Here is a 22,572-nt window from a genome sequence, read left to right on the forward strand (position 1 = left end):
CCAGCCGAAACGTAGGGTTTATCAAGCCTTTCAGGCAGATACGAAAGCCGAACGCTATGCTACACTCCGCCTCTATTCCCCTACCCAGCGTCCCTTTTTGCCATGTCAAAACGCCGTCCCATTTACCGCGTCATATTCCAGAATCAGGGGCAAACCTACGAAGTTTATGCCTCCGAGATATACCAAAGTGATCTGCATGGCTTTATCGAGGTCGAAGAATTCCTGTTTGATGAGCGCAGCGGTGTGCTGGTGGATCCGTCGGAAGAAAAGCTAAAAAGCGAGTTTTCAGGGGTTCTGCGGTCTTACATCCCCATGCATGCGGTCATTCGCATTGATGAGGTCGAAAAGGAAGGGGTCGGCAAGATCACTGAATCACGCACAGAGCCCCGCAACAGCAACGTTTCTCCTTTCCCCATGCCGCCAGGTCCGGGCAAATAGCGCACCGGTCTCTACAAAAGCACTGCCCCCAAAAAAAAGAAGGGCGCCGGTTAGACCGAGCGCCCAGAGGGTTGCCTGATGTTACTAAGAGGAGAAAACGTATTTTGCCTACTGAATTAGTCCGCGCGCGAATGCAAAGGTTCCCGCAAGACTGAAAAAACCTTCCCGTTAGCGAGGAACATCCCGGGAGGCATGATGACTGCCATGGAGGGGGCGACAGAAAGAGCGGCCAGCGGAAACGTCAGCGCGAGCACTGCGTGCCAGGAGCATTGCCTGCTCAGCCCGCGCAATCATGCGAACAAACAGAATCAGCGCAAACCGTGTCATCCATTCCATCGTCATTTCCTCTAATCGCCGCTCAACTTCTATCACCGCCTTATTAAGGCCGGCGATCGAATCCCGGCCAAAGCCTTGCCCGGGAATCCAATAAAGGAAGCGGGGAAGTGCATCCGTGCTCCCTGGCCATCCTTGCTGGCCCTTCTCCGCGTATCTCACTCAAGGCGAGTTACCCTATCAGAGGCGCCTTTTCCGTCTTCGTTCACCGGCCGGCTGCGTTTTTACCGCCCTTTTACAAGCGCCAGGCACTACCACGCCACAACCCTACTCTCCCTGATCCCGGGAAGGGGCGACCTCGCCGGACTGAATCGGCTCGCCATACCGCAGGGTCGGGTTTACATCGTGCGGCTGCACCCACCCCATATACATGCTGAGGATAATGAACAGAAACACCGCCACGGAAAAACCCACACGCCAGGCCAGCGCTCGCATGGTCTTGCCTTCCTTGCCCTGCCCCTTCACCAGCGACATGAGCGCACGCCCCAGAGAAATCACTGCCGCCAGCAGCAGAATGACTACAATCAGCTTTACCCACCACATACTCGTTATCTCCTTGAACGCATTACCAAGGCGTATAAACACACAGCCCGGATTCCCTGGATGAAAAGCCCGGCCAGCTATGTACAATGTGCCGCCATTACTGTGTGGACAACCCGGGATGATCTCGGGGCCGCCTTTATATGCGGCTATTGTAATGGCCGACTCTGCCAGTGCACGCACTATCTGGCCTGTGCTGGCCGTCCACGGACCGGGCAAGCCACCGTTTTGCTACGCCACTGCTGTCATGAGGGCAGACCGCCATGCCTCACACTCACCGCCGTGCCCCCTGGATCGCACTGATCGCCACCCTGATCGTCTCTGGAGTGTGCCTGCGACTGGCTTTCTGGCAGCTGGAGCGGGCCGATGAAAAGCGACAGTGGCTCACGGAGCAGAGTGAACGGGCCACCCTGCCACCGGCAGACCTGCCCACCCTGCAGGCCGCCGATGATCCCATGCACCGCCGCGCCTCCATTTCCGGCCACTTTGATAATGCCCATAACGTATTGCTGGACAATCGCACCCTGAACGGCGTGGCTGGCTACCACCTGCTAACCCCGTTTGAAACCCGCAAAGGGCGCTGGGTACTGGTCAACCGGGGCTGGCTCCCCCGGGGCAACGACCGCGCCAATCTGCCCACCATTGCCCCGATCACAGGAAACCTGACCGTCACCGGTGCCGTATACCGCCCGTCCCGTGATGTTTTTGTGCTCAAGGACATGCCATTGCCCGACAATCAGTGGCCATTACGGGTTCAGAAAGTGGATTTTGACGCTATTGGCGAACAACTTGGGGTAGAATTGGCGCCCTTTGAAATTCGGGTCACCCCGGAACTGGCGCTGGGCAGCAACGCACCGCTACCCCGGCACTGGCAGGACGTGACGGTGATGGGCCCGGAACGGCACAAGGCTTATGCATTGCAGTGGTTCGCACTGGCACTGGCCGCCCTGCTGATATATGTTGCCGCCGCACTCCGAAACTGGCGCAAAGCACGCAAGACGCGAGAGGAACAGTAATGTCCCCACGGACCAAAAACAGGGTCACCTTGTTAGCCATCATTGCTCCCTTTGTCCTGTTTTTCCTGGCCGGGCGCTTCCTGATTGATGTCCAGGAGCTGCCCAAGGTCAACAAGGGCCAACTGCTGGTTCCACACATTGACATGGCGAGCCTGAACGCCACTGACAGCAAGCAGCAGCCCTACGACGGCAATGATATGAGCACGCAGTGGACCTTGCTCTATGTGGCCGGGGAAGACTGCGACACTCGCTGCAAGAACGGCCTCTATTATCAAGTACAGCAAGTGCGCCTGACCCTGGGCGAAGACATTCAGCGAGTGCGTCGGGTCATTTTGCATACAGCCCCGGCCGGCGCGGAATTGCAGACGTTCCTCACCGACAAGGTGGACGGCATGATTTCTATCCATGCCGCTTCCGCCGATGTCACCCAGGCACTGGCCCCGGTGTATGCCCCCGATGCCAGCCAGCCCATTGGCGATATTTTTCTGGTCAGCCCGGACGGCCAGATCTTCATGCGTTATCCCACGCACGAAAACATGGATGCCACCCTCGAAGAGGCGGAGAACATCCGCGTCGATCTCAAACGGACCCTAAAAGGGTCACTGATCGGTTAAGGCAGGCTCTTGATTATGCAAACCCCCACCACCGCATCGCAGCGCTGGCTGCGCCGTTTCTGCATTCTGGCCGTCATTCTGGCCGCTGGCGTGATCACCCTGGGCGCCTGGACCCGGCTATCCGATGCGGGCCTGGGCTGCCCGGACTGGCCTGGCTGTTACGGTCACCTGGACGTACGCAAGGCCATTGAACATGTGGCCACCACCAACGAAACCACCCCCGGCGCCCTGCGCGAGGCGCACAAGACCGTGCCGGAAATGGTGCACCGCTATTTCGCCTCAACCCTGGGCCTGGTGATTATCATCATCGCCGCGCTGTCCTTTGTTAACCGCAAGCGGGAAAAGCAGCCTCTGAAGCTGCCTTTATTCCTGGTAGCACTGGTTATCTTCCAGGGTATTCTCGGCATGTGGACGGTGACCATGGGGCTGCAGCCCACTATCGTGATGCTGCATTTACTCGGTGGTTTTACCACCTTCACCCTGCTGGTTCTTCTCACCGCCCGGGTGTTCCGTTGGCCCAGCTTCCTCAACGACTGTGATGTGCTGACCCTCAAACCGCTGGCATCGGTGACTCTGGCCGCCGTTATCCTGCAAATCGCCCTGGGCGGCTGGACCGCCAGCAACTATGCAGCCGTGGCCTGCACCGATCTACCGGTGTGCGAAGAAGGCTGGCAGGACCGGCTGAATTTCGAGGAAGCGTTTATTTTCTGGGGGCACGAGCATGACAAACCGGATTACGAGTACGGCGTCCTCGACAACGACGCGCGCACGACCATTCACGTGATGCACCGCTTCGGCGCCCTGGTAGTCACCCTGCTGATGCTGCTGTTGGTGGGCAAGATTCTGCTGCGTGCCCGTAGTGTGTTCTTCCGCAATTTCGCACTGGTGATGCTTGGCATCCTCAGCCTGCAGATCGGTCTGGGCCTGAGTAATGTGATGTTCGCGGTGCCGCTGGATGTGGCCGTGGCCCATAACTTCGTGGCAGTGATACTGTTGGCCAGCCTGGTGCTGTTCATCCGCGCCATTAACGTGAAATGCGGCAAGCGCCAGCCCCCCAAACAGCAAGGAGCCCCGTCATGAGTGAGTCTGCCCACTGGCGCGACTATCTCGCCCTCACCAAGCCCGGCGTGGTCATGCTGCTCATGGTCACCGCCGTGGCCGGCATGTTCCTGGCCACCGAGCCGGCGGGCATGGTGCCGCTGGGCACTTTCATACCGGCTTTTGTGGGGCTGTCCCTGGCCATGATGGCGTCTGCCGCCATTAACCAGATTATGGATCAGAAAATCGATGCCATCATGAAGCGCACCGAAAAGCGCCCGCTGGTGGCCGGCAAGCTGACCCCGAAAGCGGCCATCACCTTTGCCGTGCTGCTGGCTGCAGCCTCCATGGTCATGCTGTACTTCCTGGTGAACCCGATCACCGCCTGGCTCACCCTGTTCGGCTTTGTCGGTTACGCCTTCATTTATACCCTGTACCTGAAACGCGCTACGCCACAGAACATCGTGATTGGTGGCATTGCTGGCGCCATCCCGCCACTGCTGGGCTGGACCGCCGTCACCGGCGAAGCCCACCCCTACGCCTGGCTGCTGGTGCTGATCATCTTCGTCTGGACGCCGCCGCACTTCTGGGCGCTAGCCATTCACCGTCGCGACGAGTACGCCAAGGCCGACATTCCCATGCTACCGGTGACCCACGGCATCCCGTTCACCCGCGAGTCGGTGCTGTACTACACCATCCTGCTGTTTATCTGCACCCTGTTGCCGTATCTCACCGGAATGAGCGACCTGATCTATTTGCTCAGCGCCCTGATTCTCGGCCTGGTGTTTCTTTACCACGCGGTGCGGCTGCGTTTTTCCGAAGATCCAAAGCTACCGATGAAAACCTTCGGTTACTCGATCACCTACCTGTTCGCCCTGTTTACCGCCCTGCTGGTGGATCACTATCTGCCGGTGACGCCACTCAACGTGGCCGCCTGGCTGGGGGCATAAACAGCACAGTTTCGAGATACGAGTTGCGAAAATCAAAAGGCACCAGCGCATCTGGTTTTCGAAACTCGTTACTCGCACCTCGCGACAAACCTTCACGATCTGAACCAGCGGTGCAATACTCTCCTTAACGGCCAAAAAAGGGAGAGAAACATGACAACCCGCAGCATGGATGACTGGCTCAACGCCTACGGCGAAAGCCACCAGAACCCCACCAACAAGAAAGTGCATTTTGTCTGTGTGCCAGTAATTTTCTTCACCATCATCGGCTTTCTCTGGGCCATTCCGGCACCCTTTTTTACCAGCTTCTGGGCCTGCCTGGCGCTGGTCTTCGTGACCCTCTACTACGCCCGCCTGTCCTTGCCCATCGCCGCCGGCATGCTGGTTTTCAGCCTGCTCTGCCTTGCCGGCCTCAGCCTGATCGCCTCCGCCGGCATCAGTGTCTGGCTGTTTTCGCTGGTGGTCTTCATTCTTGCCTGGATTGGCCAGTTCTGGGGACACAAGGTGGAGGGCCAGAAACCCTCCTTCTTCGAAGACATCCAGTACCTGATGATCGGCCCTGCCTGGATCATGGGTTTTCTGTACCGCAAATGGGGAATTAAATACTGAGGCATTCTTGCAGAGTCGCTGTAGGAGCCCCTCCTGAGGTGCGAACCGAGCGACAGCGAGGATGAATTCCAGGCCTGTGTCGACAGTTTTATCTGATAACGCTTTGGAGCAGGCATTATTGCCATTCCTTCGCCCAGGCTCAGGTTCGCACCTCGAGAGGTGCTCCTACAGTAACTTCTCCGTACCGCCTTTCCCCATTAACACTTTTGCAGTAGCTTATAGGCCTACAACAACACCGCTTGGGGAAGGATTACCTGCATGGGCACTCTGATTTTTTTCGGCATCATCATTGCCGTCATTATTTACATCATTGCCGTCTACAACCGGCTTATCGCCCTGAAGAACCGCTTCAAGAACGGCTTCGCCCAGATTGATGTACAACTGCAGCGCCGTCACGACCTGATTCCCAATCTGGTAGAAACCGCCAAAGGCTACATGAGCCACGAGAAGGAAACGCTCACCCAGGTGATCGAAGCCCGCAACCAGGCGGTTAGTGCCAAACAGGCCGCCGCCGCCCACCCGGACGACGCCAGCGCCGTGACGCAACTTGGCAAGGCGGAGTCGCTGCTGTCCGGCTCACTGGCCAACTTCTTTGCGCTGAGTGAAAACTACCCTGACCTGAAAGCCAACGACACCATGGCTCAGCTGATGGAAGAACTGAGCAGCACGGAAAACCGCATCGGCTTTGCCCGCCAGGCATTCAATGACGCCGTCATGAACTACAACACCTACCGCGAACAATTCCCGCAGAACTTCATTGGCGGTTTGTTTGGCCGCTTCAGCGAAGCCAAGCTGCTACAAATCGAAAGCGAGCAGGCACGCAAGGCCGTGAACGTCAGCTTCTAACCCGGCCTCCCCATGGATTTTTTCCAACACCAGGAACGGGCCCGGCGCAAAACCGGGCTTTTGGTTCTGTATTTTATTCTCGCGGTCATCGCCATTGTGGTGTGCGTGAATCTGGCGGTATTGCTGACGCTCTTCTGGGGCGATTTTCAGTCAGCCTCGCCCAGCCAGTGGTTTACCCACCCGTTCATTCATTGGATTACCGGACTCACGCTCGCCGTGATGGTGTTCGGTTGCCTGCTCAAACTCTGGCAACTACGCAACGGTGGCCAGGGCCTGGCCGAGATGCTCGGGGCGCGCCACATCACCATGGACAGCACCGCCACCCAGGAAAAGCAGCTGATCAATGTGGTCGAGGAAATGAGCATCGCCTCGGGCATACCCGCACCACAGCTCTATGTGCTGGATAACGAAACCGCCATTAACGCTTTCGTGGCCGGGTTCCGGCCATCGGAGACCGTGCTGGTGGTCACCCAGGGCACACTCAACGAGCTGAACCGGGATGAATTGCAGGGCGTCATCGCCCACGAATTCAGCCATATTTTCAACGCGGACATGCGCCTGAACCTGCGTTTGCTAGCCGTGCTGGCGGGGATTCTTGCACTGGGCAAAGTAGGCGAATACCTGATTCGTGGGCAACGCCGCTCCTCCTTCAGCCGCTCTTCATCCAGCCGCAAGGGCGGTGGCGGGCTGGTGTTTGCCGGGCTGGCCCTGATGGTGATCGGTTATGTGGGCCTGTTCTTCGGTCGCCTGATCAAGGCCGCCATTTCCCGGCAACGGGAACTGCTGGCCGACGCCTCCGCGGTACAATTCACCCGCAACCCGGCCGGGCTCGGCGGCGCGCTGATCAAAATCCGCAACGGCAATGGTTCCCACCTGGCCACACCTCACGCGGAAGACATGAGTCACATGTGCTTCGGAGAGACGCTGCACTTTCGCCTGCGCAACCTGCTCGGCACCCATCCGCCACTGGACGAGCGACTGTCCGCCATAGGCAGCGACTGGGTGGCCCGTGCCCGCAGCCGCGCCCGGGACACCGGGAGTGGCCCGGCGAGCCCAGCAACGCCAAGGCCTGCTGCGCCACAGGGCGCCGCCGCCTTTGCCGGTGGTAGCAGGGTACCAGAAGACACCAAACCGCCCGTGGCAGCCACACCATCACCCCCCCCTTCACAGCGGGTCGGCACCGTCAGCGAACCGGATATGGGCTATGCCCGCAGCCTCTTGGAGGCGATTCCCGACGACCTTCGGCGCCAGATACGCTCGCCTCAATCAGCGGAAAGCGTGCTGTACGCCTTGATCCTCAGCACCTCGACCAGCGACACCGAATCACTGCTGGATGCACTGGACGTCAACGACCAACGCCAGGCCCTGATAACACTCAGCGAGACAATCAGGGCACTGGGATCCCGTCTGCGCCTGCCGCTCATTGATCTGGCCCTGCCCGTTCTCAAGCCATTGCCCGCCGATAGCCGTGCCCGCATCCTTTCGCACCTGACGGCACTGATTGAGGTCGATAACCGCTACACCTTTTTCGAATGGGCGCTGGTGGGGCTCGCCCACCAGCAACTGGGCGAGCAATCCGGCAAGAACCGGCGCACCCGTTTCCGCCGCTACGGCGCTCTGGCTGCGGAGCTGCAACTGCTGTTTTCCGTCTTGACCTGGGCCAGCGGCGCTGAAAATGAAGAGGCCCGGACACTGTTTCAGCGTAGTACCCACGGACTATTGCCCGCCGGCCGCACCTTACTCCCTCTGACTCACTGCGGCAGCCACAAGCTCGGCCATGCCGTGGACCGGCTGGCCGACCTGTCCCCCCTGCTCAAGGGGCCAGTCATTGATGCCGCCGCCGACCTGGTGCTGGCCGACGGCAAGGTGCAAGTGCAGGAAGCCGAACTACTGCGAACCATCGCCGCCCTGCTCGAGTGCCCGCTACCACCGCTGTTCGCCAGCTGAGCCTCGCTGGTCTACAACAGACGCAGGCCATAGCCCATTGCTCCCGATAGCGCCCAACAAGCGCCACCGTCCGCTGTAATGGTCGGCGAACCGCTCTGTTATGCAAAACACTGAATTGGCTTCAAATTGTCAGTTTTAACTTACAACTATCAGAGCCTCCTCCCTATGCATTGGCACAAAAGTACGGGCAGAATACGAACATCTCCGAAACACTGCCGTTGATCGGCATAACTGTGATAGGCGTCACGCTTTCAAGGACGATCAACCTCATAGGACGAGGACGAAGCAATGGAATTCAGTAAAGCCAGCACCCGCAATACTTGGGAATTTGTGGCCCACGCCACCGAGCAGGTCCGTAACGGTAGCCTGGACCCGGCACTATCCGCCTGGGTCGACGCGCAAGGCTTTGCGCTGGATGAAACTGTCTTTTCTTCTATATGCCGTTTCGATGACGGCATCTACACCGGCACCCTGGTGGACAATCGCGGCCATGCCTGGGAGTTCTTTGCCGACCTGAACGACCCGCAGAACTGCGACCTCGAAGACGTGACAGACACCCTGGGCCCGAAATCCCCGGATCATCCCCAGGCAGATCTGTGCGACAAGGTCACCATGGCGCTGCTGTACCAGCGTGAAAAGCAGCTAGCCGCCTGACTCAGACTGCCGATTCCCGGCGCTATATGCCGTCGCGCCGAAAAGGCAGCAAAGTCCGCGCTTCGTCCTGATAGCGCTGCACATGCAGCGCCTCTTCCTCACAGAAATCCCCGATCGCCCGCTGAAACGCCGGTTCGCGCAAATAGTGCATTGACCAGGTAATCACCGGCTCGAAGCCGCGCAGAATCTTGTGCTCACCCTGCACGCCCGGATCAAATTCCTGCAACTGCTGCTCAATGGCAAACTCGATGCCCTGGTAGTAGCACATTTCGAAATGCAGACAATCACGCTCCTGCAGGCAGCCCCAGTAACGGCCGTAAAGCTGGGTATCGTCGAAGAAATACAGGGCCGCCGCGATGGGTGCCTGGGTATTGTCATCCCGGGCCAGCACCATCATCAGCTGCTCTCCTTGCTGTTCTGCCACCGTCGCAAAAAAGGCCTCGTTCAGATACGGCATCTGCCCGCGCTTGTGATAGGTGCTGGCATAGCAACGGTAGAACAAGGCCCAGTCATCCGGCTGGATTTCAGCCCCCCGGCGCCGTTCGACCTGGATGCCCTGCTCCTGAATTCGCCGCCGCTCCTTGCGTAGATTCTTGCGTTTGCGGGACTGAAACCGGGCCAGAAACCCCTCGAAATCGACATAGTTACGATTGAACCAGCGAAAATGGCAGGCCTGACGAGACACCAACGGCAGCTCTGCCAGCGTCTCACGGCTGGCCTGGTCCGGAAACAGCAGATGCCAGCCGCTGGCCTGCCGCTCTGTCAGTTGCTCATTCACTGCCTGCCAAAGCGCGTCCGGGCTCCAGTCGCCCAGCCAGCGTGGCCCCACGACCGGCGTGAACGGTACCGAGGTCACCAGTTTGGGGTAATAAGCCAGCCCATGGCGTTGATAGGCGTCCGCCCAGCTGAAATCGAATACGTACTCGCCACGGGAATGATCACGCTCGTACAGGGGCAGCCACGCCCCTTCACGCTCCACATGGCAGGGCGACCAGCCAGTCTCAGGTGTGGTGGCGCCGCACTGCTGCAACGCCTGAAAAAAAGCCGGGTTCAGGAATGGATATGACGTCAAAATGACTCCAACATGAGTTTCACCGCCAGCTTGGGTACAATGCCCGGATTGTGTGGCGCCTGACAGTCATTACCGGCAAGCCCTGCCAACAAAAAGGGCAACGGTAACGGGGGTTTTACCCGGGCACATTAACCGCGCAATACCGCCTCGTCATCTGGCGGTTTTTATCCTTACTTTTATCACTCATTGCTTAAACAAGGTAACGTCAATTCCATGAATGTCTCTAAATCGCTGACTATTTTTTACGTCATCGTCACCCTGTTGCTGGCCATCCCTGGCGCCTGGCTTCTGTTTGCGCCGGAAATGGCCCTGGTGACCATCCACGAAAACCTGGCCATGATTCAGGTTTCCAACATCCACAGTCAACAAACCGGCCTGGGCCTGTTGCTGGCCGCTGCCGTGAATCTGGTCTGCCTGCTTGGCGGTCGCCAGCGGCTGCCGCTGCATGTGGCGGTGTTCTTCTACCTGGCCGGCCTGGTAGCCAGCCATGGCAACACCGTGTTCACCCACCAGGCGTGGCTGTGGATCCCGGTCCTCGCCTACCTGCTGCCGCTGATTCCCTTCAGCAAGCTGGTGCCAGCCAACCTGCCCCTGCCCTCTTTGCCCGGCAGCAATGGCCAGCAGCGTGGTGAAGTGAAGTGGTTCAACCCCAACAAGGGCTTCGGCTTCATTCTTACTGACAGCGGCGAAGAGCTATTCGTGCACTTCAAAGCGGTACAGAACGGCGGCCGTCGCAGCCTGCGCACCGGCACCAAGGTGCGTTTCGATACCCGCATGTCCGACCGTGGGGAACAGGCCGATAACGTTTATATCGAGCAATAAAGCAACATAAGTCGCATCACGCGGCACGCGACAGGCTGCACGCGGCGGCGTGTTGCGTGCCACCTGATTGCCTGCAGCGGAATAACAATAATGACACTAGCAACGGCTGATTGGGTGGTCCTCGCCGGCTACCTGTGTGTGGTGCTGGGTATCGGCTTCTACTTTTCCCGCCGTAACACCAACACCGAAGAATATTTTGTTGGCGGTCGCCGCTTCCGTGGCTGGGTGATCGGCCTGTCTCTGGTGGGCACGTCCATCAGCTCCATCACGTTCCTGGCCTACCCCGCCGACGCCTTCAAGACCGACTGGCTTCGTTATCTCCCCAACCTGGCCTTGCTACCCGCCATGCTGGTGGCCGCTTTCGTGTTTCTGCCGTTTTTCCGGCGCGGCAATATGACCAGCGCTTACGAATTTCTCGAACAACGCTACGGCCCGTCCATTCGTGTGTATGGCGCCGTGGCATTCCTGGTGGCACAACTGGTGCGCCTGGCCATGATTCTGTGGCTGCTGTCGCTGTTGATTCAGCAGGTCACGGATCTGTCACCGGCCACCGCCATTGTGCTGGGCGGTCTCTTTGTGGGTCTGTACACCGTGATCGGCGGCATCGATGCGGTAATCTGGACTGATGTACTGCAGACTGTGATTCTGCTGCTCGGCGGCATTATCTGCCTGTGGGTAATACTGGATGCACTGCCCGGCGGCCTGAATCAGGTCTTCGAGCAGGCCGGCAATGCCGGCAAATTTGCGCTGGCACCGTGGGAAAACGGCGCACCGGGTGACACCTCCTGGTCGTTCTCCCTGAGCGAAAAAACCGCCACCATGATGCTGCTGATCGGGCTGACCAACTGGCTCACCGAATACTCCAGCAACCAGAACACCGTGCAGCGTTATTGCGCCTCCCAATCGACGCTGGAAGCGCGACGCGGGCTCTGGGTCTACCTGTTCACCGCACTGCCAATCTGGGCATTTTATATGTTGTTGGGCACCGCGCTCTGGGTGTTCTTTCAGGCATACCCGGACCCGCACGCCAGCGCCATTCTGGCCGGCGACGCCCGGGCGGAAACCCTGATGCCGCATTTCATTACCGGTTACCTGCCCGCCGGCGTAGCCGGGTTGGTGATCGCCGCAGCCCTGGCGGCAGCCATGAGCTCTCTGGATTCCAGCATCAACTCGATAACCACGGTCAGCGTGGTGGATCTCTATCGACGCCACCTGCGCCCCGGCCGCGATGATCGCCACTATCTGAAGGTGGCCTGGACTATTGCCATCGCGGTCACCGGACTAATGATTCTCGGCGCGCTGTGGCTCCATCAGGCGGACACGAAAACGCTGCAGGACACCTCCACCATTCTGGTCTCCCTGCTCGGTGGCGGCATGTTGGGGTTGTATCTACTGGGGTTCTTCAGCAAGAGAGGGAATGCGCGAGCCGCCTGGTGTGGCATCGGCTGCACACTGGTGTTCACTGGCTGGACAATCCTGACCAATAACCAACTGCTGCCGGAGGCGCTGAGCGCCCCCTTCGACCTGTATTACACCGGCCTTATCGGCAACGTATTGATGTTCCTGGTCGGCTACCTGGCGGCGTTGTTCTGGCCCGCCGCCTCAGCAGCACCGTCTGCGCCCCTGCCTTCCTCCGAAGGCTGAACCGATGACTGCGGCGCGGGCATGGCCCGTGCACGCAGTAATCGATCTCGCAACAGCCAGCCAGCCGCCCAGCACACCAGCCAGGGGTCGATCAGGTAATCCCACAGGTTGTCACTGGTCAGCAAACCGGCACCAAAGGCGCACTGAGCCGCCACCAGAATCAGGCAGGACGCATAGGCCCTCGTAATCCAGGCCAGCAGGCCGATCAACAACAGAGCCGTACTAAACTCAAAACTGCCAAAACCCAACGAGTAAGGATCCGCATAGCTGGAGCCCATGCTCATCGGGTAGAACCACAGCGCCATCAATACCAGCATCAAGCAGGCGGTGCGTAACTCCCGCACGGGTAGCCAGTAATGGCCGGCGACACGGTGCTGAATCGCCAGCACCGCCAGCAGGCCGGAAGAAATACTAAAACCCGCCAGATAACTCAGCACCCAGGCCCCCGGCCCCCACGGGTAGGGCAACAGTGACCAGACAAAAACCAGAACGGCCAGCACCACACGCCCACGCAAGGACAGCAGGTTGGCGCTGATACGCAACTGCACCGCCACCAGCACCAGTGCACAAATCACCAGATCAAGTGACATTATCGAGCTCCCTGTTCTGGTTGTTGTTGCGCCGCGCGCCCCTCCACGGCATCCGCTTTCAGCCAGGCATGGCGGATCGCCGTCTTGTTCCAGGTGTAGAGCAGGTGCAGGTCCCCGTTGCGGGTACGCACCATGTACGGGTAATCGTACTGAAACTCACACCCTCGGTGGGGTTGGCACTTGTTGGCTTTTACCCGCTCCAGGAACAGGCGCTGATCTTCAGGGATCGCTTTACCAACAAATTCATCATCAATCAGGTCGGCAAACGCATCCGGTTTCAATGCGTTGCCCCGCCACTGCTCACGATTATGGAAAAACCAGCGATCTTCCCAATGCTGCCCCGCGTCACGGGTTTCACGAATACACAGGTCATCGCGCTCTTCACGATTGCAGTTGGTCGCCACCAGCCAATGCCCCGGCCCCATGGCCACACCGCCCACGGCTGAGCTGGGATTGTCCACCGGCGCATATTCCAGCGGTGACCAGCGCCAGCCACCATCGCTGCTGGAGGACTGATACAAATACCCGTTGTTCGGTTCATTCTCATTGCGCAGGAAAGAGACCGCATGGTTGCTGTCATCCACCAACACCAGCGGCTGAATGGCCTTGCGCCCATGTCCGATGCGGGCTTTGCCAAGGATACGGTTATCCCGGTCCAGGCGCAGAATCTCACCGAACTTGCCGATCATCTCGTGATACACAGGCAAGCCGATGGAGCCATCGCTGTAATGGATTGGCGGGGTCTTGACCAGCGTGCTGATATTCAGGAACGGGGTCGCCACCAATGTCGTATCGAAGTCCCAGTTGGCGCCCAGGTCTGATGATTCCATCACCACCAGACGGCTGGCCGCCCAACCACCGAAACTGACGGCCACCACAAATAACCGCATGTGGCCATCATCATCCAGCACCGGTACCGCATTGCCGAGTTTACGGATGTGGCGCCCCCAGCCCCGGGAAATTTGTTCGCGGGTGACAGACACCGTCTCGTCGGACCAGGCACCTGACTCGGGATCAAAGATCGCGGAATTAATGGACACATCCGCCGCCCCTTCACGGGTACCGGCAAACCAGAAAGCCCGCAAACGGCCGTCGGGCAGTTCCACCATGGAGGCGGCATGCACCATGCTGGTATCCGCATCGGACGCAAACCGGGTTTGCCACTGGGAAGCAGAAGGCACCGGGGCGGGATCTGCCGCCAGCAACTGCGGGGCCGGCTGCCAGAGCCGAGCCGGGGTGGCCGCAAAATAGCCAGCCACCAAGGCAGCACCGACCAAAAGATGAAACGCTCGTTTAAGCATAGGGAATCGTCACAACAGAAATATGCAAATGCTTGTTATTGAGTACTCAATCAGCGCAAAACGCGCCGGGCGACAGTCTAGCAGCCGTTCACAAAATTGCCTGCCGTTAATACATATTTGCCGCACCGACTGTCAGTTAGCGCGGAGAAACCACAGGGCAAAGCGGTCAAAATGTGTTCAGCCCTATAATGATAATGTCATAATGACGTCGCGTTATATGCCCAAACCAATTCCAAGAATAGCGAACAAGGACTCTTCGCCCCCTATGGACAGGCTTCGACCTTTTTGCCTCAGTTGGCTTCTGCTTGCACTTTCTGCATTGTTCTCTGCCTTTTCCCCGGCATGGTCTGCACCGGCATCCAGCAATGAGGACCCCGACTGGACCCTGGTGAGTGACCGCAATGACATTCAGGTGTACATGAAACACCGGGATGAATCCCGCTTGAAAACGTTTCGCGGCATCACCCGTTTTACCCTGAACGACGAGTACTCCCTGGTCGCCCTGCTCAACGATTACCCCGCGTTCCCCAAGTGGCTTCACTTTGTCGACAGCGCAGAAGAATTCGGCCGCACCAGCCCCCTAGACCGACAGCTGCGCTTTACCACCCAGCTGCCCTGGCCTCTGGCCGACCGGGAAGCAGTGCTGCGCGCCAAAGTAACGCAGACCCTGAACACCGAGCAGGAATCGGTGATGATCACACTGATTAATCAGCCCGATGCCTTACCCCCCAACAATAACTACATCCGCTTCCCGGAAATGACCGGGCTACTGGGCTTTACCCGGCTGGGTAACCACGAAGTGGAAATGACCTATGAGCTAATTCTGGATCCTGGCGGCTACATCCCTGCCTGGATTGCCAATATTCTGCTCCGCGATGCCCCTTACTTCACGCTTGAACGCCTTCGCCGCATCGTCAACAAGCCGGAATACCAGAACCATTATTACGACTACATTGATCTGCATGGCCCCGGCCGGCCCGCCGACGCCAGCCCGCAGGCCGCTCCCGGCCCGTAAAGGAGCATCACCAAAACGTAACAAAGTGCTTATCTGCCTGTCACTTTCGGCCAACCCTCCGCTACCATAGGGGCTCGTCTGCGCACAATCCGGAGAGCGGCACGTGATGATGAGGCTGTTTTTCTTTCTCTATAGCTGGTTGGTCTTTGTGCCACTCATGGTGGCCACGACTCTACTGGCCGGTCTGACCTGTTTACTGCTGATTCCTTTTCTTCCCGCCGACAAGGTCGCCAAACTCAGCGCCATTCCCTGGGCAAGACTCTGCCTGCTTTATAGCGGCGTACGGGTCGACGTGCACGGCCGCCACAATCTTCAACCCGGGCAAAGCTACGTTATCGTCGCCAATCACCTCAGTCAGTTCGACATCTTTGTGTTGTACGGCTACCTGGGAGTGGATTTTCGCTGGGTGATGAAACACGAGCTGCGCAAAGTCCCGGTTATCGGCATCTGCTGTGAAAGGCTCGGCCACGTTTTTATCAACCGCGCCAACACCGAGGCGGCCATTGCATCACTCAACGAGGCCCGGGCACGGCTGGCCAACGGGGCCAGCGTCTTGTTTTTCCCCGAAGGCACCCGCAGCCGCGACGGCCAGCTCAAACCGTTCAAGAAAGGCGCTTTCAAGATGGCCCAGGAGCTGCAGCTGCCGGTGTTACCCGTGACCGTGTCCGGTACCTTCGACATTCTTCCTGCCGGCACCTTAAGGCTTCACCCCGGCGCCACAACTCGCCTCATGCTGCACCCACCGCTCGCCGTGAATGGCAACAGCGAAGAAGAACTGCGAGTTCTGATACAGCAAAGTCAGGCCGCCATTGCCACACCGCTCGACGACAGCTGCCCGCAGCCTTCACTTTAGCCGCATTCCGGACAAGCTTTACCCCAGCGCCAGCCCACCGTGGCGCCAATGCCACGGCCCGGGCATGTTGTCCGACAAGATTGGCCCATTCTGCAGTGACAAAGTGTCTACACTCGATCGCCTGAATCGAGCTGAAAGTGCAAAGTCCAGCGCTGAAAGACGCCGGATGGCTTATCAAAACCTGAAAGCTGTGCCGCAAATTCAGATAACGATGCGACACGGATGCCCGGGTTTTCGTTTCCCACTGCTATGGCTCGCGCTTTTGAACTCAGCACTTTCAACTCAACAACGCAGCCGCCCCTGCGGGAGTGGACACAGGAGTGATCATGAAGAATTTCAAAGACAAAGTGGCTGTCATCACCGGTGCCGGCTCGGGCATCGGCCGTGCCCTGGCTCAGGAACTGGCGGCATCCGGCGCAAAGCTTGCGCTCTCCGACATCAATGAAGCCGGCCTGAAAGAAACCGCCAACAGCCTGAATCTCGGCGAAGACCGCGTGATGACCAAGGTACTGGACGTGGCAAACCGTCAGGCGTTTTATGATTTCGCCGACGATGTGGTCAACCATTTTGGCCAGGCCAACATGATCTTCAACAACGCCGGTGTGGCACTGGGCGCCACCGTGGAAGACATGAACTACGACGACTTCGAATGGTTGATGAACATCAACTTCTGGGGTGTGGTCTATGGCACCAAGGCCTTCCTGCCCTACCTGAAGCAATCCGGCGAAGGCCACATCATCAACATCTCCTCCATCTTCGGTCTGGTTGGCATTCCCACACAGTCCGCCTACAACGCCGCCAAGTTCGCCGTACGCGGCTTCACTGAATCCCTGCGTATCGAACTGGAAATGGAAGGCAGCCCGGTGTCCTGTACCTCTATCCACCCGGGCGGCATCAAGACCAATATTGCCAAAGCTGCGCGCATGAGCGAAGGCGTTGAGCGCATCACTGGTGCCAGCAAGGAACAATCCATCCAGGACTTCGAGAAGATGTTCCGCACCACCCCGGAAGAGGCCGCCAGCACCATCCTCAAGGGCGTGCGCAGTAACAAACGCCGCGTCCTGATCGGCTCGGACGCGGTTGCCGTGGACGCCATGCAGCGCCTGCTGCCCACCAGCTACCAGAAGCTGGTGGCCATGGGCCAGAAGTACATGAGCAAAAAGTAACAACCGGCCAGGGAATCACGCTTTTCCCTTGCCAGAAAAAGCCTTTGATGGTGCCATGGCTGCTCACTCACAGGAGTAGCCATGACATCCTCAGAGGTTCCTTTCTCCCAGGCGGCCGAAAACAACAAAGGCCCCATTCTTCAGGTTTTACAGCAACACTGTCAGGCCCCCGGCGCCTTGCTGGAAATCGGCGCTGGCACCGGACAGCACGCAGCCTGGTTATCTGCACAGCTGCCCCATCTGCAATGGCAACCCTCGGACGTCCCTGAAAATCTGCCCACCATTCGCCACTGGCTGAGCCAGAGCCCTAATCCGGCAAAAACACCGTTGGCGCTGGATGTGGCGGGCCAATGGCCCACTGGACCATTTGATTATCTGTTCACCGCCAATACGTTCCACATCATGGCGCAATCGCTGGTCGCTCACTGCATTGCTGAAGGCTGCCAACGACTCAGCACAACAGGGTTATTCTTGGTCTACGGCCCCTTCAACTATGATGGGCAGTTCACCAGCGATTCAAATCGACAGTTTGAAGATTGGCTGAAAGCCACTGATCCGCAGCGGGGCATCCGCGACAAGGAATGGATAGAGCAGGAATTTGCCCGCCACGGCCGCCAATGTCTGACAGACCATGCCATGCCTGCCAATAACCGGGTACTGGTGTTTGGGTAAGAAGCGACGGTTTCAGGCGCGAGCGCGGCGAACCCCGCGCATTCTCGGCTTAAGGTAAATCACGCCGAATATCATGGTCATCAAGGCATCACGCCAGTGAAACAGGCCTTTGCCCCGCAACCACAGGGCAAAGCCCAGGCATTCCAGCGCATGCAGAATCGCCACCACCGAGCCGGCGATAATGAGCAGGCGGTCAAAGGGAGCGGGTAAATCCATGAAAATGGCTAACAGTACCCCCACCCAAAACACTACAATAACGCCGCGAAGTAAGCCCATAACAAACATCCTCTGACAGCGCTGGCTATTTTTTCTACACTGTGATGTTTGGAGACGCCTTCAAAGCCCTGCCAGACAGGAACACAAGGCGACTGCACTCACAAAATCTCTCGCATTCAGACTGAGCGAATACATGCAAAAAGACAAGGCAAGCTCCTGGAGCCTGGAGCAATTTCAGGTCCCGGAAAAGGAAGGCGAGAGCCGCTTTCACGATTTCGACCTGCACCTGGACCTGATGCACGGTATCGCTGATTCCGGTTTTCAGTACTGCACCCCCATTCAGGCTGAAGTACTGACCCACACCCTTGCTGGCGCCGATGCCATCGGCCGGGCCCAGACCGGCACCGGGAAAACCGCCGCCTTTCTGATCACCGTGATCAACGACCTGCTCAAGCACCCTATCGACGTGCAACGCTTTGCCGGTGAACCCCGTGCCCTGATCGTGGCCCCCACCCGGGAGCTGGCCATGCAGATCGAAAAAGACGCCAAGGTTCTGGCCAAGCACACCGACCTGCAGGTGATGAGTGTGGTCGGCGGCATGAACTTCAATCGTCAGCAGGAACGTCTGCAAAACAAGCTGATTGATATTCTGGTCGCGACTCCCGGGCGGTTGCTCGACTTCGCCAAGCGCCGCGACCTGTGGCTCGACCGGGTGGAGTTCCTGGTGCTGGACGAAGCCGACCGCATGCTGGACATGGGCTTTATCCCCGATGTGAAACGCATTGTCGGCATGACTCCGAAAAGCCAGTACCGCCAGACCCAGCTGTTCTCGGCCACCTTCAACGACGATGTGATGAACCTGTCCCGTCGCTGGACCCAGGACGCAGAAGTAGTGGAGATCGAGCCCACTCAGGTCACCACCGACACCGTCGAGCAGAAGGTCTACATCACCAATACCGACGACAAGTTCAAGCTGCTCTATAACCTGATCACCGGCATGAACATGGACAAGGTGATCGTGTTTGCCAACCGCCGGGATATTACCCGCCGGGTCAGCGACCGGTTACACAAGAAAGGGCTGAAAGTCTCTCTGATTTCCGGCGACGTGCCGCAGACCCAGCGCAGCAAGACTCTGGAACGTTTCCGAGCCGGTGATCTGCAGGTACTGATCGCCACCGACGTGGCAGGCCGAGGCATCCACATCGACGGCGTCTCCCATGTGGTGAACTACAATCTGCCGGAAGACCCGGAAGATTACGTACACCGCATCGGCCGCACCGGCCGCGCCGGCGCCAGCGGCATGTCAATCAGCTTCGCCTGTGAAGACGATGCCTTCCTGTTGCCGGAACTGGAAAACGCCATCGGCATGAAGCTGGAATGCGAATACCCGCCCGCCGATCTGCTGGCCGAGAAAGAAACGGCTGCCCCAGTGAAAACGCCGGGCAACGACACCACGCAAAACGCAGAAAAGAAGGACTGACCATGGCAACGCGAATCAGCCCTACGGATGGAAAAAACCTGTTTGATCGGGGTGATACTCTGTTTGTCGATATCCGCGACCCTGCCAGCTTTGCCGCCGGACACCTACAAGGTGCGGTGCATTTAAGCCAGGCCAACGTGGATCAGTTTCTCGCCAACACCGCTGCAGACCAAGCCTTGGTGGTGTACTGCTACCACGGCAACAGCAGTCAGAATGCTGCGGACTGGCTGGGCGAACAAGGCTTCAGCAATGCCGTCAGCCTGGACGGCGGCTACGAGGTGTTTCGCCAGCAATTCCCGGAATGCCTGGAAGAAATGGCTTAGGGCCTGTTCACACTAGCTAAATCCGCTGGAAGCAACACGCCGCACGCTACACGCCAAGCCGGAAGACACAGGGCGGAGATCGTTCACCATACTCTCCGCCCTGTCGTCCAAGTTCACCGTGACTTTACGACAGCGTTCAAGGTGCTGCGTGAAGCGTGTAATACCCCCTAAAAACGATAGCCCACGCCGACCATGTAGACCCAAGGGTCAATTTCAACATCGATTTTATCCACCCGAGCGTCGTTCACATACAGCCGCGCTTCGGTATCGATATCGATATTCCAGACGCTAGCATTGAGCAGCCAGTTTTCATTGATGAGGAAATCCGCCCCCACTTCCCAGGCAAAGCCCACGGAATTGCTCAGCTTCACATCCACATCAGCACCGCCCAGCAAAGGACTCACTACGGCATCATCAATGCTGTCATCGAAAAACAGCGTGTAGTTCACCCCGGCTCCAAGATACCCGCGTACAGGACCCAACTGGGGAGCATAAAACTGCGCCAGCAACGTCGGTGGCAAATGGCTGGTTTCGCCAATCACCACCCCACTTCCCCCGGTATCCAGAATGATGTCATGGGTGAACGGCGTTGCCCCAACCAGTTCAACACCGATGTTGTCTGTCACCATATAAGCGAACGTCAACCCCAACTGGGTATCATCGTCCACATCGACCTCCAGCCCGCCAACTACTGGCAATGCCGAATCGAAAGCATCACTGCCCACATCAGGAGCAACCTTGATCCCCCCCATGCGTACGATGAAGTCACCGGATTGATGAGCCACGACAGGCCCGGCCAACAAGACGGTGGACAACATCAACACACTTTTTCCCTGTCCGCGCAGTTTCATACCCTTCCCCTTATTCATTCAAAAACCCGGAGTGAATCCCCTGATGGGTCAACACGGCACCATTGAACGCCACACTCGGATACCAAGCATTGCGCTGCATCAATAAAAAATCAGGCGTCCGCCAAATGCTGTCGCGGTTCAAACTTGATACCTGACCTCACAGGCCTGCCCGCACACTGACTACCAGACTGGATGTCCAGACATATTGGCGCCCCGCTCGATTCAGAATAGGCGCCTCTAATTATGCAGACCCATGCATACCGACCGAAACCGCATAAATTTTGACCAACGGTGCAAAACATACCGCACGCCGATGCCAATCCATTCTGGTAGCAAACCGTACCCGGCATACACACCACCGCACTGCGTCTGTAACGTTTGCACTAGCGCCTCCGGCAGCAGTCTTCCCGGTTACATACAGCGTGGTGCGAATGCCGCAAGATAGCTTTCGGAGCCATGCGCTCTACCGCGAAGCGGGGGTCTGCGTCCCATCGCCAGGCCCGGGATCTTCAATACCCAGAACCGAATAACAACGAGGTTGTATCACCATGTCCTCCAATACCCTGGTCAGCGCCCTGCGCGATGCTCACAAGGCACATCTGAGTCAACAGCTTCAGGACCCGGAACACTGGCAGAGCCTCATGGCTCAAGCGAGCAACCTGCTTACTGACATTCCGCTCGGCAACCTGGTGGATCAGGACAGTCTTGTACAGGTGGTCGATCAGTGGTTGCAGGAAGCGCTCAGTGCCCGCGGATTGCAGGACGTCATCAACGATGTGAGCCTTGCCGTGTGGGACGCTGCGGAGCAGGATGACGCCACCATCGGTGAGCTGCTTCGCGAGGAACACTTCGAGGCCATTCTCGAACAAGTACTAAAACTGCAAAGCCTGCGGGAAAAAGCCATCCACGCAGCCATGAACCATCCACTGGTCAGCGAAATGGTCAGTGAAATGCTCTATACCGGCATCAAGAATTTCCTGCTGGAAGAAAATGCGCTGGCGAAACTGCCCGGCGTTAGCAGCATGATGAAGATAGGCCGCAAGAGTGTGGTCGGCAAAGCCATGGGCGGCATGGAAGAATCCATTCGCACCTACCTGCAAAAAAATATTCGCGTCACCCTGAAAACCGGTGAGCAATGGCTGAACAAACAATTAACCAACGAGCGAATTCAGCAACTGGCCCGCGATGGCTACCACCGCATCGCCCCGCTTAAACCGGCAAATCACATGAAAATGGTGCCCGACGGCGCCGTGACGGAAGTGGTGGCGCAAAGTTGCGCGATTACCGATGAAAGTGCCCGTCTGGCGTACACCCGCCGTCTGGTCAGCGTGGGCATCCAGGCAGCCGTGGCATCGCTGATGGAGAAACCACTGAAAAGCGTCCTGGAGGGCATGCAGATCAGTGAAGAACGGATCCGCGAGATCGCCACGCCGGCACTGGCCCGAGGCGCCAGTGTTCTGGTTGAACAAGGCGTACTGGAACCCTTTATCGAGTGGGTGCTGGACGATTTCTATCAGTCCGAGGCGTGCAGGAACATAATTAATAATGAATAGTTAACAATTAATAACTGACCCCAACCAGGTCA

Annotated in this window: 24 protein-coding genes; 18 read left to right on the forward strand and 6 right to left on the reverse strand. The window is 58.1% G+C overall.

Features of this window, described 5'->3' with window-relative positions; genetic code table 11:
- The first annotated feature begins 102 nt into the window (after positions 1-102).
- Entirely contained in the window at positions 103-438 is a 336-nt protein-coding gene (locus CL546_RS01705; RefSeq protein ID WP_007149300.1) for a DUF1820 family protein, read from the forward strand.
- Positions 439-1,038: 600 nt separating this feature from the next.
- Here CL546_RS01705 and CL546_RS01710 read toward each other — a convergent pair.
- Positions 1,039-1,314 (reverse strand): twin transmembrane helix small protein, encoded by a 276-nt coding sequence (locus tag CL546_RS01710; protein WP_290492622.1) that lies wholly within the window; start codon positions 1,312-1,314, stop codon positions 1,039-1,041.
- A 260-nt stretch (positions 1,315-1,574) separates the two neighbouring features.
- On the opposite strand from CL546_RS01710, the gene CL546_RS01715 reads away from it, so the two are divergent.
- From CL546_RS01715 to CL546_RS01750, 8 genes are all read left to right on the forward strand, one after another.
- Entirely contained in the window at positions 1,575-2,327 is a 753-nt protein-coding gene (locus CL546_RS01715; RefSeq protein WP_290492624.1) for an SURF1 family protein, read from the forward strand.
- Positions 2,327-2,941, forward strand: a complete 615-nt coding sequence (locus tag CL546_RS01720; RefSeq protein WP_290492626.1) for a hypothetical protein — start codon at positions 2,327-2,329, stop codon at positions 2,939-2,941. The genes CL546_RS01715 and CL546_RS01720 overlap by 1 nt, the downstream gene beginning before the upstream one ends.
- Before the next feature lie 15 nt (positions 2,942-2,956).
- Complete coding sequence (locus CL546_RS01725; protein WP_290492627.1) at positions 2,957-4,021, forward strand: COX15/CtaA family protein; 1,065 nt, start codon at positions 2,957-2,959, stop codon at positions 4,019-4,021.
- Positions 4,018-4,929, forward strand: coding sequence for a heme o synthase (gene cyoE, locus CL546_RS01730; RefSeq protein WP_290492628.1), 912 nt, complete (start codon positions 4,018-4,020; stop codon positions 4,927-4,929). Before CL546_RS01725 ends, cyoE begins: the two co-directional genes overlap by 4 nt.
- A gap of 150 nt (positions 4,930-5,079) precedes the next feature.
- Positions 5,080-5,535 carry an Mpo1 family 2-hydroxy fatty acid dioxygenase gene (locus CL546_RS01735; RefSeq protein ID WP_290492629.1) on the forward strand — a complete coding sequence of 152 codons (456 nt, stop codon included), beginning with the start codon at positions 5,080-5,082 and terminating at the stop codon, positions 5,533-5,535.
- A gap of 258 nt (positions 5,536-5,793) precedes the next feature.
- Complete coding sequence (locus tag CL546_RS01740) at positions 5,794-6,381, forward strand: LemA family protein (RefSeq protein WP_290492631.1); 588 nt, start codon at positions 5,794-5,796, stop codon at positions 6,379-6,381.
- A 12-nt stretch (positions 6,382-6,393) separates the two neighbouring features.
- A complete protein-coding gene (locus CL546_RS01745; RefSeq protein WP_290492633.1) occupies positions 6,394-8,328 on the forward strand; it encodes a M48 family metalloprotease in 1,935 nt (644 codons plus the stop codon).
- Positions 8,329-8,616: 288 nt separating this feature from the next.
- The gene (locus tag CL546_RS01750; protein ID WP_290492634.1) at positions 8,617-8,982 is read left to right on the forward strand and encodes a hypothetical protein; all 366 of its coding nucleotides are present in this window, start codon (positions 8,617-8,619) and stop codon (positions 8,980-8,982) included.
- Positions 8,983-9,004: 22 nt separating this feature from the next.
- On the opposite strand, the gene CL546_RS01755 is transcribed toward CL546_RS01750, so the two are convergent.
- The gene (locus CL546_RS01755) at positions 9,005-10,054 is read right to left on the reverse strand and encodes a GNAT family N-acetyltransferase (RefSeq protein ID WP_290492636.1); all 1,050 of its coding nucleotides are present in this window, start codon (positions 10,052-10,054) and stop codon (positions 9,005-9,007) included.
- 213 nt (positions 10,055-10,267) lie between these two features.
- Here CL546_RS01755 and CL546_RS01760 point away from each other — a divergent pair, with 213 nt between their 5' ends.
- Together CL546_RS01760 and CL546_RS01765 are read left to right on the forward strand one after the other, a co-directional pair.
- A complete protein-coding gene (locus CL546_RS01760; RefSeq protein ID WP_082872292.1) occupies positions 10,268-10,876 on the forward strand; it encodes a cold-shock protein in 609 nt (202 codons plus the stop codon).
- 90 nt (positions 10,877-10,966) lie between these two features.
- Positions 10,967-12,520, forward strand: a complete 1,554-nt coding sequence (locus tag CL546_RS01765) for a sodium:solute symporter family protein (protein ID WP_290492639.1) — start codon at positions 10,967-10,969, stop codon at positions 12,518-12,520.
- Here the strand turns inward: CL546_RS01765 and CL546_RS01770 are convergent.
- Both CL546_RS01770 and CL546_RS01775 read right to left on the reverse strand, forming a co-directional pair.
- Entirely contained in the window at positions 12,448-13,110 is a 663-nt protein-coding gene (locus CL546_RS01770) for a hypothetical protein (RefSeq protein WP_290492641.1), read from the reverse strand. The genes CL546_RS01765 and CL546_RS01770 overlap by 73 nt on opposite strands.
- The gene (locus tag CL546_RS01775) at positions 13,110-14,411 is read right to left on the reverse strand and encodes a sialidase family protein (protein WP_290492642.1); all 1,302 of its coding nucleotides are present in this window, start codon (positions 14,409-14,411) and stop codon (positions 13,110-13,112) included. Before CL546_RS01775 ends, CL546_RS01770 begins: the two co-directional genes overlap by 1 nt.
- Positions 14,412-14,799: 388 nt before the next feature.
- On the opposite strand from CL546_RS01775, the gene CL546_RS01780 reads away from it, so the two are divergent.
- The 4 genes from CL546_RS01780 (at position 14,800) to CL546_RS01795 (ending at position 18,117) form a co-directional block, all read left to right on the forward strand.
- Positions 14,800-15,426 carry an START domain-containing protein gene (locus CL546_RS01780; protein ID WP_366603354.1) on the forward strand — a complete coding sequence of 209 codons (627 nt, stop codon included), beginning with the start codon at positions 14,800-14,802 and terminating at the stop codon, positions 15,424-15,426.
- Between the two features lie 106 nt (positions 15,427-15,532).
- Positions 15,533-16,279 carry a lysophospholipid acyltransferase family protein gene (locus CL546_RS01785; RefSeq protein ID WP_290492731.1) on the forward strand — a complete coding sequence of 249 codons (747 nt, stop codon included), beginning with the start codon at positions 15,533-15,535 and terminating at the stop codon, positions 16,277-16,279.
- A 326-nt stretch (positions 16,280-16,605) separates the two neighbouring features.
- Positions 16,606-17,445, forward strand: coding sequence for an SDR family NAD(P)-dependent oxidoreductase (locus tag CL546_RS01790; RefSeq protein WP_290492644.1), 840 nt, complete (start codon positions 16,606-16,608; stop codon positions 17,443-17,445).
- Positions 17,446-17,526: 81 nt separating this feature from the next.
- Entirely contained in the window at positions 17,527-18,117 is a 591-nt protein-coding gene (locus tag CL546_RS01795; protein WP_290492645.1) for a DUF938 domain-containing protein, read from the forward strand.
- Between the two features lie 12 nt (positions 18,118-18,129).
- Here CL546_RS01795 and CL546_RS01800 read toward each other — a convergent pair whose 3' ends face one another.
- The gene (locus CL546_RS01800) at positions 18,130-18,393 is read right to left on the reverse strand and encodes a DUF1145 domain-containing protein (protein ID WP_039926305.1); all 264 of its coding nucleotides are present in this window, start codon (positions 18,391-18,393) and stop codon (positions 18,130-18,132) included.
- Between the two features lie 133 nt (positions 18,394-18,526).
- Here CL546_RS01800 and rhlB point away from each other — a divergent pair, with 133 nt between their 5' ends.
- Both rhlB and glpE read left to right on the forward strand, forming a co-directional pair.
- Positions 18,527-19,813 (forward strand): ATP-dependent RNA helicase RhlB, encoded by a 1,287-nt coding sequence (rhlB, locus tag CL546_RS01805; RefSeq protein WP_290492648.1) that lies wholly within the window; start codon positions 18,527-18,529, stop codon positions 19,811-19,813.
- 2 nt (positions 19,814-19,815) lie between these two features.
- Entirely contained in the window at positions 19,816-20,136 is a 321-nt protein-coding gene (gene glpE, locus CL546_RS01810) for a thiosulfate sulfurtransferase GlpE (RefSeq protein WP_290492649.1), read from the forward strand.
- 167 nt (positions 20,137-20,303) lie between these two features.
- Here the strand turns inward: glpE and CL546_RS01815 are convergent, their stop codons facing one another.
- Complete coding sequence (locus tag CL546_RS01815) at positions 20,304-20,987, reverse strand: OmpW/AlkL family protein (protein WP_290492650.1); 684 nt, start codon at positions 20,985-20,987, stop codon at positions 20,304-20,306.
- 548 nt (positions 20,988-21,535) lie between these two features.
- Between CL546_RS01815 and CL546_RS01820 the strand changes: the two genes are divergently transcribed.
- Positions 21,536-22,540 (forward strand): hypothetical protein, encoded by a 1,005-nt coding sequence (locus CL546_RS01820; protein WP_290492651.1) that lies wholly within the window; start codon positions 21,536-21,538, stop codon positions 22,538-22,540.
- The last annotated feature ends 32 nt before the right edge of the window (positions 22,541-22,572 follow it).

This window comes from Alcanivorax sp., from assembly GCF_002726155.1.
Lineage (GTDB): Bacteria > Pseudomonadota > Gammaproteobacteria > Pseudomonadales > Alcanivoracaceae > Alcanivorax.